This is a genomic window from Aliirhizobium wenxiniae (assembly GCF_019511445.1).
Lineage (GTDB): Bacteria > Pseudomonadota > Alphaproteobacteria > Rhizobiales > Rhizobiaceae > Neorhizobium > Neorhizobium wenxiniae_A.
In genome coordinates, this window is the sequence record NZ_JAEUAN010000004.1 from 25,226 (window position 1) to 38,456 (window position 13,231).

The 13,231-nt window shown below is 60.1% G+C and carries 10 protein-coding genes and 1 tRNA gene; 1 reads left to right on the top strand and 10 read right to left on the bottom strand.

What is annotated here, in order from left to right:
* The 3 genes from JNB91_RS05990 to JNB91_RS06000 all read right to left on the bottom strand — a co-directional run bounded on the left by JNB91_RS05990 (nucleotide 1) and on the right by JNB91_RS06000 (nucleotide 5,357).
* A complete protein-coding gene (locus JNB91_RS05990) occupies nucleotides 1–3,183 on the bottom strand; it encodes an efflux RND transporter permease subunit (RefSeq protein ID WP_220324621.1) in 3,183 nt (1,060 codons plus the stop codon).
* Between the two features lie 118 nt (nucleotides 3,184–3,301).
* On the bottom strand, nucleotides 3,302–4,486 hold the full coding sequence (locus JNB91_RS05995; RefSeq protein WP_220324622.1) for an efflux RND transporter periplasmic adaptor subunit: 1,185 nt from the start codon (nucleotides 4,484–4,486) through the stop codon (nucleotides 3,302–3,304).
* A gap of 73 nt (nucleotides 4,487–4,559) precedes the next feature.
* Nucleotides 4,560–5,357 (bottom strand): alpha/beta hydrolase fold domain-containing protein, encoded by a 798-nt coding sequence (locus tag JNB91_RS06000; protein WP_220324623.1) that lies wholly within the window; start codon nucleotides 5,355–5,357, stop codon nucleotides 4,560–4,562.
* 138 nt (nucleotides 5,358–5,495) lie between these two features.
* Between JNB91_RS06000 and JNB91_RS06005 the strand changes: the two genes are divergently transcribed.
* Nucleotides 5,496–6,431 (top strand): LysR family transcriptional regulator, encoded by a 936-nt coding sequence (locus tag JNB91_RS06005; RefSeq protein ID WP_220324624.1) that lies wholly within the window; start codon nucleotides 5,496–5,498, stop codon nucleotides 6,429–6,431.
* Between the two features lie 16 nt (nucleotides 6,432–6,447).
* Here JNB91_RS06005 and JNB91_RS06010 read toward each other — a convergent pair whose 3' ends face one another.
* From JNB91_RS06010 to JNB91_RS06040, 7 genes are all read right to left on the bottom strand, one after another.
* The gene (locus tag JNB91_RS06010) at nucleotides 6,448–7,167 is read right to left on the bottom strand and encodes a BA14K family protein (RefSeq protein WP_220324625.1); all 720 of its coding nucleotides are present in this window, start codon (nucleotides 7,165–7,167) and stop codon (nucleotides 6,448–6,450) included.
* A 122-nt stretch (nucleotides 7,168–7,289) separates the two neighbouring features.
* A tRNA-Lys gene (locus JNB91_RS06015) sits at nucleotides 7,290–7,365 on the bottom strand.
* Nucleotides 7,366–7,531: 166 nt separating this feature from the next.
* A complete protein-coding gene (locus JNB91_RS06020; protein WP_220324626.1) occupies nucleotides 7,532–8,449 on the bottom strand; it encodes a PhzF family phenazine biosynthesis protein in 918 nt (305 codons plus the stop codon).
* A 66-nt stretch (nucleotides 8,450–8,515) separates the two neighbouring features.
* Nucleotides 8,516–9,274: an NUDIX hydrolase gene (locus tag JNB91_RS06025; protein ID WP_220324627.1), complete on the bottom strand. Its 759-nt coding sequence runs from the start codon at nucleotides 9,272–9,274 to the stop codon at nucleotides 8,516–8,518.
* Entirely contained in the window at nucleotides 9,271–10,380 is a 1,110-nt protein-coding gene (locus JNB91_RS06030; RefSeq protein ID WP_220324628.1) for an endonuclease/exonuclease/phosphatase family protein, read from the bottom strand. The genes JNB91_RS06025 and JNB91_RS06030 overlap by 4 nt, the downstream gene beginning before the upstream one ends.
* A gap of 133 nt (nucleotides 10,381–10,513) precedes the next feature.
* A complete protein-coding gene (locus tag JNB91_RS06035) occupies nucleotides 10,514–11,542 on the bottom strand; it encodes an ABC transporter ATP-binding protein (RefSeq protein ID WP_220324629.1) in 1,029 nt (342 codons plus the stop codon).
* Entirely contained in the window at nucleotides 11,530–13,224 is a 1,695-nt protein-coding gene (locus JNB91_RS06040; RefSeq protein WP_220324630.1) for an ABC transporter permease, read from the bottom strand. The genes JNB91_RS06035 and JNB91_RS06040 overlap by 13 nt, the downstream gene beginning before the upstream one ends.
* Between the last annotated feature and the right edge of the window lie 7 nt (nucleotides 13,225–13,231).

Here is a 13,231-nt window from a genome sequence, read left to right on the forward strand (position 1 = left end):
CTACTCGGCCGGGGAGAGAGCAGGTGCAACCTCGGTGCCGTGGCTGCGCAGCGGACGGTTGCCCGCAAGCAGACGTGCCAGCATGTAGAAGACCGGGGTCATGAAGATGCCGAAGAAGGTGACGCCGATCATGCCGGAGAAGACGGCAACACCCATGGCGGCACGCATTTCCGCACCGGCACCGGTCGAGATGACCAGCGGCACCACGCCCATGATGAACGCCATCGACGTCATCAGGATCGGGCGAAGGCGCAGCCGGCTTGCCTCGACCGCCGCTTCGAACGGCTTTCTTCCGGCAAGTTCGAGTTCGCGGGCAAATTCCACGATCAGGATCGCATTCTTCGCCGATAGCCCCACCAACACCACTAATCCGATCTGGGTGAAGATGTTGTTGTCGCCTCCCGTCAGCCAGACGCCCGTCAATGCAGCCAGCACGCCCATCGGCACGATCATGATGATCGCAATCGGCAATGTCAGGCTCTCATATTGGGCAGCCAACACCAGATAGACCAGCAGCAGGGCGAGCGGAAAGACGATGAGGCTCGAATTGCCGGCAAGGATCTGCTGGTAGGTCAGGTCCGTCCATTCGAAATCGATACCCGAGGGCAAGGTTTCGGCGAGGATCTTGGTGATCGCAGCTTCCGCCTGACCCGACGAATAGCCCGGTGCCGGAGCGCCGTTGATATCCGACGACAGAAAACCGTTGTAACGGGTCGTCCGTTCCGGACCTGCCGACGCATCGACCTTCAGAAGCGCCGAAAGCGGGATCATCTCGCCCGATTGCGAACGGACCTTCAGCTGACCGATATCCTCAGCCTTGGCGCGGTATTGCGCATCGGCCTGGACGCGGACGCTGTAGGTGCGGCCGAAGGCGTTGAAGTCGTTCACATAGAGCGAGCCGAGATAGATCTGCAGCGTTTCGAACACATCCTGCACCGAGACACCGAGCTGTTCTGCACGGGCACGATCAAGGTCTGCGTAGAGCTGCGGAACGTTGATCTGGAAGCTTGAGAAGACGCCCGTCAGTTCCGGTGCAGCCATGGCCTTTGCCATCACCGCTTTGGTTGCCTCGTCGAGTGCCTCGTAACCATAGCCGGCCCGATCCTCGATCTGCAGCTTGAAGCCGCCCGTCGTGCCGAGACCGTTGACCGGCGGCGGTGGGAACATTGCGATGAACGCATCCTGGATACCGGCATATTTCTGGTTCAGCGCCATGGCGATGGCACCGCCCGAAAGCTCCGGCGTCTTGCGCTTGTCGAAATCGTCAAGCACGGCGAACACGATGCCCGAGTTGGAGCCGATGGTGAAACCGTTGATCGACAGGCCCGGGAAGGCGATGGCATGTTCGACGCCCGGCTGTTCCATGGCGATATCGCTCATCCGCTTGATCACGTCTTCCGTCCGGTCGAGCGTGGCGCCGTCTGGAAGCTGGGCAAAGCCGATTAGGTACTGCTTGTCCTGCGCCGGCACGAAACCGCCGGGAACCGCCGTGAAGACGCTGTAGGTGGCGCCGACCAGCGCAAGATAGATCACCATGACGATGCTCTTGCGCGACAGAAGCCCGCCGACCGAGCGGCCGTAACCGTTCGCTGCTTTACCGAAACCTCGGTTGAAGCCACGGAAGAACCAGCCGAACAGCTTGTCCATGCCACGTGTCAGCCAGTCCTTGGGCGCATGATGATCCTTCAGAAGAAGAGCCGCCAGAGCCGGAGACAGAGTGAGCGAGTTGATCGCGGAAATGACGGTCGAGATGGCGATCGTCAGCGCGAACTGGCGATAGAACTGGCCCGACAGACCGGTGATGAAGGCGAGCGGAACGAAGACCGCGACGAGAACCAGCGCAATCGCGATGATCGGACCGGACACTTCGCTCATCGCCTTATATGTCGCCTCGCGGGGACTTAGGCCGTTCTCGATGTTTCGCTCGACGTTTTCGACCACCACGATCGCATCATCGACGACGATGCCGATCGCCAGCACAAGCCCGAACAGCGTCAGCGCATTGATCGAGAAGCCGAAGGCATACATGACCGCAAACGTGCCGATGACCGAGACCGGAACCGCAATCAGCGGAATGATAGAGGCACGCCATGTCTGCAGGAAGATGATGACCACGAGAACAACGAGGGCAACGGCTTCAAGCAACGTATCGATGACCTTTTCGATCGACGAGCGTACGAACTTGGTCGTGTCATAGACGATTTCGTATTTCACGCCTTCCGGCATCGCCTTCTGCAATTCGTCCATGGTGGAACGAACCTGATCGGCGATCTCGATGGCGTTCGACCCCGGAGCCTGCAGGACCGGAATGGCCACGGCAGGTTGGCCGTCGAGAAGCGACCGCAACGAATAATCGGCCGCGCCGAGTTCGATACGAGCAACATCGCGCAGGCGGGTGATTTCACCATTCGAACCGGTCTTGACGATGATATTGCCGAACTCTTCCGGTGTCGTCAGACGGCCCTGCGCATTGACGTTCAACTGCATGTCGACGCCCGGAACGGATGGCGATGCGCCGATCGTGCCGGCAGCCGCCTGCACGTTCTGCCCGCGGATGGCTTCGGTGATGTCACTTGCAGCCAGCGAAAGCGCTGCGGCCTTCTGCGGATCGATCCAGACGCGCATCGAATAATCGCCGGCGCCAAAAATCTGCACCTGCCCGACGCCCTCGATCCGGGCAAGCCGGTCCTTGATGTTGAGCGTCGCATAGTTGCGCAGATAGGTCAGGTCATAGCGATCGGTATCCGAGACCAGATTGACCACCATGATGAAGTCCGGCGAGCTTTTCACGGTTGTAATGCCGAGTGCGCGCACTTCGGTCGGTAGGCGCGGTTCCGCCTGACTGACGCGGTTCTGCACCAGCTGCTGCGCCTTGTCCGGGTCGGTGCCGAGCTTGAAGGTGACGGTCAGCGTCATGACGCCGTCAGACGTCGCCTGGCTGGACATGTAGAGCATGTCCTCGACGCCGTTGATCTGCTCTTCGAGCGGGGTCGCCACCGTTTCGGCGATGACCTTCGGGTTGGCGCCGGGATAGGTCGCCTTCACCACCACGGATGGCGGCACGACATTCGGATATTCCGAGATCGGCAGCGAGCGCAGGCCTAGCAGGCCGGCAACGACGATGAGGACGGAAAGGACCGCCGCAAACACCGGCCGGTCGATAAAGAATCGGGATATGTTCATCTTGAAGCCCTCTCTCCTGGGCGATGGTCAGGGCGCAAAGGGCCCTTGCGCCCGCAGCACACTGCCGCGGGCGATCGATTGGTTCAGTTTTGGAAAGGCCGGTCAGCCGGCCCGCTGGTTACTTGGAGGCGAGTTTCGCTTCGTCCTGCGGATCGACCGTTGCGCCGGGGCGCACGCGCTGCAATCCGTTGACGACGATGCGGTCGCCGGCACTCAGTCCCTTTTCGACGATGCGCATGCCGTCGATGGCCTCACCCAGTTCGACCGGGCGGTAGGCGACGGTATTCTTGCCGTCGACCACGAGAACGAATTTCTTGTCCTGGTCGTTGCCGAGCGCCCGTTCGCTGACGAGAACGCGGTCCATCGGTTCAGGCTCGCCCATGCGAACCCGCACGAACTGGCCAGGGATCAGCCTGCCGCCCGGGTTGCCGAACACCGCCCTCACCCGGATCGTGCCGGTACCGGCCGCCACCTGGTTGTCGATGAGCTGCAGATGCCCCTTGATGGCTTCCGAGCCGGGGGCAAGCGTTGCGATTTCGACCGGAACCTGATCAATGGCCGGCTGCCCGTCGACAAGCGGCAGTTCGGCAAGCGTGCGGGTTACCAACTGCTCGTCCGCATCGAAGCTCGCATAAATCGGATCGGCGGAAACCAGCGTCGTCAGCGGAGCCGAAGCCGAGCCGCCGGCAACCAGATTGCCGACCGTGACCTCTATTCTGCCGACACGTCCGGCAATCGGCGCCTTGATTTCGGTATAGCCGAGATTGAGTTCAGCGACACGCAGCGCTGCCTTGGCCGACTGGAGATTAGCCTTGGCTTCGCGCTGCGTGCTCTGCCGCTGCGCCAGATCGCTCTGCGAAATCGTGTTACGCGAAAGAAGCGTATTGCCCCGCTCAAGCTCGGTTTCGGCAAAGGCAAGCTTTGCTTCCGCCGAGGCAACGGAGCCTTCCGCTTCGGCAACAGCCGCCATGTAAGGCTCGGGATCGAGTGTCACCAGCAGGTCACCAGCCTTGACCAGTCCGCCTTCGCGGAAATGGACGGACTTGACCTCACCGGCAACGCGCGGACGAACGTCAACGCGATCGACAGCTTCCAGACGGCCGGAAAACTCCTGCCACGTAACGACCTTGCGGGGCTGCACGGTGGCAACGGTGACCGGAATGGCCGCAGGTGCCGCTGCCTCTGCAGGCGATGCAGCATTGGCGCCATTCGGCATGTCGAAATAGAAGGCTGCGCCTGCAAAAAGCACAGAGGCAGTCAGGCCGGCGCCCAACAGGGCCCAGCGGGGTGTCTTCGATGTCATTGTGAACTCCTTCAGCCTTGGGAAGGGCTGTTATCGTTTCCTGGAACTAAAATGCGGGCAGAAACTGCTGACCTCAGCTCGTCAACTGACGAACGAAGGTCGAAAACTCCGTGCAAAGCCCGGCTAACCAGGCTCCGCCAACGCCGTGATACAAGCCCGTCCAGCCGCTGCCGGCGGGCAATACACGTTTGGTGACGCTCACCCCTGCCACGGAAAGCTTCTCGGCATAACCGAGTGCTTCGTCCCGCAGGGGATCGTCTTCCGATGTCATGACCAAAGCCGGTGCGACACCCGATAACCGCGAACACAGACAGGGCGCGGCATAAGGGTGCTGCATCGAGCAGGCGGAACCGAGATAATGGCTCCATCCGTCCGACCAGCGTTCACGCATGCCGATCTCGTCTGCCCCCCGGATCGAGGCCGATGTCATCATCGGATCGATCATCGGGGAGAGCAGAACCTGCCCGGTCAGGCGGCCGGGCATCTGGTCCCTCGCCTTCAACGCGGCTCCTGCGGCAACATTGCCGCCGGCCTCATCTCCGGCAATCAGCAGGGGCGATTTACCCTTGCCGTAATCGTTCAGCTTCTTGCTGAGGCCATAGAGCGCCAGAAACGCGCATTCCATTGCCTTGGGGAAGACATTGCCCGACACGCGCCCGTAATCGGCTTCGACCACGACCGCGCCTGCCTCTTCAAGAGCGCTGACGACCGGACGTGGAGCGTCACGATCTGCAGTCGCCTGAAACGCATCGCCCTTCAGGTAGAGCACGACCGGCGGCTTGCCGCCTTGCACATTGCCCTTGTGAATGCGCACGGGGATAGAGGCCTTCCAAGGCCCATCGATCTCCAATGTTTCCCAGCGCAGCGACATGACGTTTCTTTCGTTTTAGCCGCAGGTCTTGCGGCGAATTCGTATTCAGATATTATTGTTCGGGATCGCAAGCGCAATACGCTCCGATCGGCAACACTTTTCCAAATTCATGGATAATCGCGTCGCAAGGAGAATTCCATGGACCAGCTATCGGCAATGCGTGTTTTCGTAAGGGTCGTCGAGACCGGGAATTTCACCCGGGCGGCAACGACGCTCAACATCCCGAAAACCACTGTCACCAACATGGTGCAGGCGCTCGAGGCGCATCTGCACACCACCCTGCTCAACCGCACGACACGGCGCGTCATGGTCACCACTGACGGCGCCCTCTACTATGAACGGGCGATCCAGATCCTCGCGGACATAGCCGAGCTCGACGGCAGTCTTTCCACCTCACAGACACAGCCCAGCGGCCGTGTCCGCCTGGAAATGGCAGGCGCCTTTGCCGATCTCCTGATCATCCCGCACCTATGTGATTTTCATGAACGATATCCGCTGATTAAGCTCGATATCGGTGTCGGTGACCGGCTGGTGGATTACATTGCAGAAAACGTCGATTGCGCCCTTCGCGGCGGCACTCCGACGGACCAGTCGCTGATTGTTAGAAAGGTCGGAGAAATCGGCATGCAAGCCTATGCAGCTCCGCTCTATCTCGAAAAGATGGGCGAGCCCATGCACCCGACCGACCTCAATAACGGCCATCGCTGCGTTGGCTATCTGCAGGCGCCGTCCGGCAAGATCATGCAGATGAGTTTCACTCGCGGCGACGAGGAAATCGAGATTGATCCGAACTACATCGTCTCGGTCAACGACGCCCGCTCCTACCTCGATGCCGCAATTGCCGGCGTCGGTGTGGCGCAGGTTCCGCGCTTCATGGCCCAAAAACCCATCCAGGAAGGAAAGCTGGTGCCGATCCTGACGGACTGGACCTGCGAAAGTTTTCCGCTCTACATCGTCTATCCGCAGACCCGCCACCTCAGCAACAAGGTGCGGGTCGTCGTCGATTGGCTTGCCAAGCGTGTGCAGACGTTGAAGGTCGAGGAAAACCGTATGCTGATGCGCGAGGCGAGCTAGTAGCCTTATTGGCGTATCAGCCGTAAGGCGACATGCAGGCTCGGCGCGGACCACCGTCGAAAGGCTGGTAGCTGTTGTCTTCGCTCCGATAGGAGCGATAGCGCTCGTGGCACCAGGCCTCATGCGTCCCGTTCGGCATCGACCTCACGTCTGCCGTCTGCTGCTCCTGCGATGTCATGACCGCAGCCGACGCTACGGGAATAGCCCCCACTTGTTCGCCCCCATCGATATCGAACGCGTCCATTGCAGGCTGGGCAGATACCATGTCCATGACCGGCGACACGCATTCCCGTCGCGGACCGCCGCCAAAGGGTTGATAGCTGTTGTCTTCAACCTGATAGGAGCGGTAGCGGGCAAGACACCAATCCACATGCCCTGCATCGATCTGCGCATTGCCCGCTGAGGCAGTGTCTACCGGTTGGGCAGGCTCTGAGGCATTTTCCGCGATGGCGCGTTTCTGCACGTCACGCTCTTCGCTACGGGCAAAGGAGGCCGTTTCCACATCCCCATCGGTCGGCGCAACGTAGGCTGCCACCTGCACGCCTTCTATTCGCTGATAATCTTGCTTGGCCGGATCGACCGCGGTCGGCGTGGACGTCCACAGGTCGGGCGTCTCCATATGGGCGAAATGATGAGGCTCGTAGTCCCGCGTCGCATAAGCCACGATGCCAAGTCCTGCGGCGAAGAGAATCACCGCACATGCGATTGTGGAGACGAGGGTAAAAATCGCGCGCACGCCAGGCAGTCCATCAAGGTTTGAATTGCCGGATAAATGCACGAAAGACAAAAGAAGTTCCCTTCGCCGAAAACTTTGTTTTCAGCGATAAACTATTGTCATATCTTTATTTTAAGAAGAGATGGTGGGTGATGTAGGGCTCGAACCTACGACCCGCTGATTAAGAGTCAGCTGCTCTACCAACTGAGCTAATCACCCGTAACCAACCGCCTCAGTGGCCTGCGCCGTTGGTGTGAGTGGCCGTATAAAGAGCTTCTTTTGGCTTGTCTAGCGGCCAAAATGATTTTCTTTGTGCAACTGCTCAAAAAAATCACGACGACAGCCGGAAAGCCTTGTTTCGCGGGCTTTGGCCTCTGCATTTTTTTCAGATATGCAGCATGCCCTCCGCCACTTTCACCGCATGCCCGCCGATACGAGCCTTGGAAATCTCGCCGCCCCTGGAATCGATATGCAGATGGATGAAGGAGGTGCGGCCGATTTCCACTCCCTGCTCCACGACGATCGGGTGGTGACCGTCGGGAAGCGCGTCGAATTGCTGGATCGCTCCCGCCAGAGCTGCGACGGCAGCGCCCGTGGCCGGATCCTCCCAGATCCGCATATCCGGTGAAAACATCCGCGCATGAAACTTCGCCTGATGATGCACGCCCCCCCGGCAATAGACATAGGCCGATGCAAGCGCACCATCCACGAATGGAGCGACCCGCTCCCATAATGTTGCTTCGAATTCCAGATTTTGCACCGTTGCAAGGTTGCGCAGCGGCACGAGCAGAAAAGGCACGCCCGCACTCCAGATCGACAGCGTATGATTTTCGAAAGCCATGTCGGTGGTTTTGACCGTGATCGAATCCGCTATCCCCTCCCGATCGAGCGGAATCTCTATCCTTGTCGGACGGCGCGGAAGCTCGAACTCGGCAAATGTCGCCTCTCCCCGCCGCATCTTGATGGCGCAGCGTACCGGACCAACCTGCTCCTCAAGCACCGACATCAGATCGAGCTCGGTCACACCCGGTTCGTGATCGCGCTCGGCAAGGGCGATGGCGGCTCCGACCGTCGGATGCCCGGCAAAGGGCAATTCCTTGCCTGGCGTAAAAATGCGGATCTGCGCCGAATGCCCGTTTGCTTCCGCCGGCCATAAGAAGACAGTCTCGGACAGGTTCATTTCCCGTGCGATTGCCTGCATGGCGTCGTCCGAAAGTCCTTCCGCATCGAAAATCACAGCAAGCGGGTTTCCGGAAAGTCTCCGATCGGTGAAAACATCATAGATGGCATAATGTCTTGCCACAGCTCTCCTCCCCTTCAAGACAGTGTCGCACCCTGCCCGACCGCGCGAAAGGAAGCAAGCGAGGGGTTAACTGCGTACGCTTGCGAAGAACCAGTCCATGATCGGCAGCATCAGCGGATTGTAGTTATGGGCCTTGGGGTCGGCAGATCGTATGACGACAACGCCATCGATCTCCTGCTCCTCGTCATACGGCATATGCGCCTCGATCCGGGCCTTGAGCTCAGCCGATGTCACCGGGAAGCGATAAAGTCTGAAAACAACGATACGGCTATTCAGGTGGCTGGCGTAAAAATGCGAATCGGCCTCAGCCTCGGCGAGATCAAGCCCCGTCTCCTCGCGAACCTCCCGGACCATGTTGCCGGCAAGATCGAGCTTTCCATCGATGATATCACTCAGATCGAGCGAGCCTGCCGCGCAATAAACCTGCCCCGGATTGGCCGTGCGGTCGCTCATGCGGATGGCGATGATCGCGCCATCGGACGAGACAAGCACGGGATAGCCGAACAGATGCAGCGCCCCTTCGGGATCAGGTCGCTTGCGCCACCACAGAAGCGTCGAATAGGGAATGACATGCGCCACACCGCGAATGACACCCTTGTCGTAGGTCAGGTGCCGCTGCAGCACCATCTGACCGTTGAAGAGATGCGGATTGGCTTCCGATTCTCTTACCCAGTTCGCCTCGATCTCCTTTTGATGCGCGGCATAAAGCGGATGCGGCCCGTCCACCACCGAAAGATCGAAGGCATCGACGCGAGCGGGGCTTTCCGGCGGCGGCCAGATTCCGGCAGGCTTGCCGGCGAATTTGCCGGCGAAATTCGTTGTCATGAAAGGTTGAACTCCACCACGATGGGGCAATGATCCGACGCCTTGGGTCTATCCCAGCCGATACGCGGATAGCGCTCGATCTCCTGACCCGGCGGAAAGACGGTACGGAAAGGCTGACCATTGCGAATGACATCGGGAACGGTCGTCGGGTTTCTCTCGGCCAGCGCAGGCGATAGCCAGATATAATCGAGCTGGCAGAGATGCTGCTCCAGCGGTCCGCGGGCATGATAGAGCGTCCAGCGATCCATCACGTCGCGCCGGGTCATCACGTTGTGCGCAAAACCGTCATGGCTGAAGACGTCGAGCGCACTCGCCTCTTCCGTCACGGCCTCGAACTGATAGCCCGAACGGCGGGTGCCGATGACCTTCACCCGCTCCTGATAATCGTTCATGTCGCCGCAGATGGCAAAATTCATCCGGCCTGCATTCTCCGCACCAAACCTCTTTTGGATGATGTGCCGCACGGCCTTCGCTTCGGCGATGCGGATCGCCATCGTGCCGATACGCCCGTCCTTGTTGTCGCGCGCATTGCCCATCGATTTGAAATGCACGACATAAAGCGACAGCGGCTTGCCACCGATCCTCAGGTCCAGTTCCAGGCAGTCGCGCTTGAAGATCTTGTCGGTCGGGCGGTTGGTCAGCGCCAGTTCGTCGTTGAACAGATCAAGATCCTGATAGGTCAGCATCGCGTGGCTGCGCACGTCGAGAACCTCTATCTTTTCACCGCTTCGCGTCTCTTCACGCATCAGGACGGCAACATCGATGCCGCGCCCGTCATTGCCCTCGACAAGGAATTTCTGCAGATAACCGTTGCCGACCATACGGTAGAGATAGCCGTATTCGAAAGCCTGCAGCGCCGGCATGTTGTCCACCTCCTGCAGGCAGAGGATATCGGCATCCGCATCGGCAATGGCGAGCGCCGACAGCTGCCGGGTATCATCCGTTTCAGCGATCAGGCGCGCCTGCTCAAGCTGCTCGTATTCCTGTTTGCTGCCCACTTCGAAAAGCCGCAACACCCGGTCCTGTCGCAACTGGTTGCGCCAGCCGGAAAAATCGAAGCGCGTCATCAGGTTTTCGATATTGAAGGTGCCGAGGCGAAGAGACATGCATGTTTCCCTATTCTGCGCGGCACCTTAGCCAGCCGAAATGTGGCTGGCTACCGGACTTTCCGAACGGCTACAGCATATCTCCCGAAGATGGTCACCAGTTTCGGGATAAAGACATGTGCAAAACAAAGAGCTAAAGCCTCCAGGCCGATCGAATGACGATCGAAACCATATCGCCCACCTTGACCGGCTGCCGGCTGAACGCCCGCAGAGCCTGCTCGTCGCCAAGCGCCAGCTTCAACGCGTAACGTTCACCCTCGAACAGCACCGACGTCACCCGCGCCGGCACACCTTCGCCGGCAATCTCTACATCCTGCGGACGAATGAGAATGTCGGCGTAATCGGCGCCATGCGAGCGGCTCAGAAGCTGCTGCAGCACATCCCAGTCCAACTGGCGAGTCTGAGCCGAAGCTGCCGGCCAGGCGACAATCGCCCCCTGCCCGACCAGACCGCCGACCAGCCGTCCTTCCGGCCGCGCATAGATTTCCTGTGGGCTTGCTACCTGCAGAAGCCTGCCTTCCGACATCACCGCAACATCCGTCGCCAGCGCCATCGCTTCCGCCTGGTCATGCGTGACATAGATCATCGTCGCACCGGAGCGTTGATGAAACTCGCGGAACGTTTCTTCCATTTCCTGTCGCAGATGCCGGTCGAGATTAGCGAGCGGCTCGTCGAGCAGAACCACGTCCGGCTCCGTCACCAGGCAGCGCGCCAACGCAACGCGCTGTCGCTGTCCACCGGAGAGATCGGCAGGGCGGCGATCCGCATAGGCTTCGAGCCTCACCGCAGCAAGCGCTTCCCTGATCTTGGCATTTCGTCTCTCACCGGTGACACCACGCACCTTCAGGGGATATCCGACATTGTCGGCAACGCTCATATGCGGCCACAGCGCGTAGGACTGAAACACCATCGCCATATTGCGATGTTCCGGCGCCACCATCTCGCCGGCATCCGCCAGCACCCGGTCGCCGAGCAGGATCGAGCCATCCGTCGGCTGCTCGAAACCGGCGATCATTCTGAGGACGGTCGTCTTGCCGCAGCCGGAAGGCCCGAGAAGCGCCAGAAACCCGCCGTCGCGCACTTCCAGCGACACGTCGTTGACGGCAGCTCGACCGCCGGTTTCGAATGCCTTGGACAGGCGGTTGAGGATCAGCTTCGCCACGGCACCACACCTTTCGGCAGTCTCTTCGCCATCAGTTCCAGCACCAGCATCATCGCGATCACCATGATGACCACGAGGACGGAAAGCGCTGCAGCGAGATTGAAGCTGCCGCTATCATCGAGATTGTAAATCGCCACACCAAGCGTCTGCGTTCCGGCCGACCAGAGGATGGCCGAGACGGTGAGCTCGTTGCAGGCAATGAGAAAGACCAGAATGACGGACGCGCCCGCAGCCGGTGCGACCAGCGGCACAACGATATCCGTCAGCCGCCGCCCGAAACCTGCACCAGCGAGGCGTGCGGCCTCTTCCAGCGACGGATCGAGTTGCCGGAACGCGCTCACCACCGGCTTCAGGCTGACAGCGAAGAAGCTGGAGAAATAAGCAACAAGAATGATCCAGATCGTGCCGTAGATCGAAACCCCGATGATCGGGATCGGCGCGGCGAAGACGAGGATCAGTGCGACAGCGAGCACGATACCCGGCAGCGCGTAAGGGATTTCGGCAAGCGCCGAAAGCACCGGCGCCACCTTGCTTTTTGAGCGCACGAGATAATACCCCGTCAGCACAGTCACCACCAGGAGACCAAGCGCCGTCGCAAGCGACAGCGATACGGAATTCGTGAACGCCGTGCGGGTGATCGCCTGTTTGAACAGGACCTCCCGATAGGCATCCAGCGTTGCCGTTGCAGGCGTCAAAGGCACGCCATAGGCGGGCGCCAGAGAGCTTGCAATCAGCGCCGTCAGCGGCATCACGAGCGTGATGAAAATCGCCAGCCACAGCACCAGTTCACCGATCAACCGCCAGTTGCCGAGCCGGAACATCGCCACCTGCCCCGAAAGCCCGATGACGCGATAGTCACGTCCGCGCAAAACCCGTTCCTCGACCGTCAGGCCGATAACCGAAAGGATGGCGATGAGGCCGGAAAGCAGCGAAACATCGGCGAAGGTATTCGGGCCGAAGGCGGCAAATTTCGAATAGATCAGGGTCGGCAGCGTATAGATCGAAGCCGGAATGCCGAGAATGGCCGGAATGCCGAAATTGCCGACGCAGGAAACGAAGGCGATCGCTGCGCCAGCGACGAAACCGGGCAGAGACAAGGGCAGAATGATATCCTTCAGCACCTGCCAGGACGAAGCGCCGGAAAGCCGTGCGGCCTCTACCCCGTCGCGCGGCAGCGCCAGAAGACCGGCGCGCAGCGACAGGAAAACCAGCGGCGCATTCTGCACGCCATAGAGCAGCGCAATACCGCCGATCGAATAGAGCGGCTGCGGACTGCCCAGCGGCGGCGCCATGCCGATCGCCTTCAAAAGCGCGCTCGACGGTCCGGTCATGCCGATCCAGGAAAGCGCCGTCACCTGCGGCGGGATCATCGTCGGCAGCATGAACAGGAAACCGAGGGCCGTCTTGCCGCGCACGTCAAACAGCGTCAGCAGCAGCGCAAACCCGCCGCCGAGGATGACGGCTGCAATCATGCCGAGGATCGATGTGGTGAGCGTATCGTAGACCGCCTGCCAGACGACAGGATCAGAAAGAAGCGCACGCGCCCCACCACTGAAAAGCGATGAAAAGCCGGTCGCGGCAAGCCGTCCGAGCGGAAGTACGCTCAGGAAGAAGATCACCACGACGACAAAGGAAAACAGCCAGCGGGGCTGGCTGTTTCCTTGATTCTGAGATCGAAACATCAGGCCT

Excerpts from the sequence above, each read along its gene's own strand:
- JNB91_RS05990 (WP_220324621.1), bottom strand. The coding sequence starts at position 3,183 with ATGAACATATCCCGATTCTTTATCGACCGGCCGGTGTTTGCGGCGGTC.
- JNB91_RS05995 (WP_220324622.1), bottom strand. The coding sequence starts at position 4,486 with ATGACATCGAAGACACCCCGCTGGGCCCTGTTGGGCGCCGGCCTGACT.
- JNB91_RS06000 (WP_220324623.1), bottom strand. The coding sequence starts at position 5,357 with ATGTCGCTGCGCTGGGAAACATTGGAGATCGATGGGCCTTGGAAGGCC.
- JNB91_RS06005 (WP_220324624.1), top strand. The coding sequence starts at position 5,496 with ATGGACCAGCTATCGGCAATGCGTGTTTTCGTAAGGGTCGTCGAGACC.
- JNB91_RS06025 (WP_220324627.1), bottom strand. The coding sequence starts at position 9,274 with ATGACAACGAATTTCGCCGGCAAATTCGCCGGCAAGCCTGCCGGAATC.
- JNB91_RS06030 (WP_220324628.1), bottom strand. The coding sequence starts at position 10,380 with ATGTCTCTTCGCCTCGGCACCTTCAATATCGAAAACCTGATGACGCGC.
- JNB91_RS06040 (WP_220324630.1), bottom strand. The coding sequence starts at position 13,224 with ATGTTTCGATCTCAGAATCAAGGAAACAGCCAGCCCCGCTGGCTGTTT.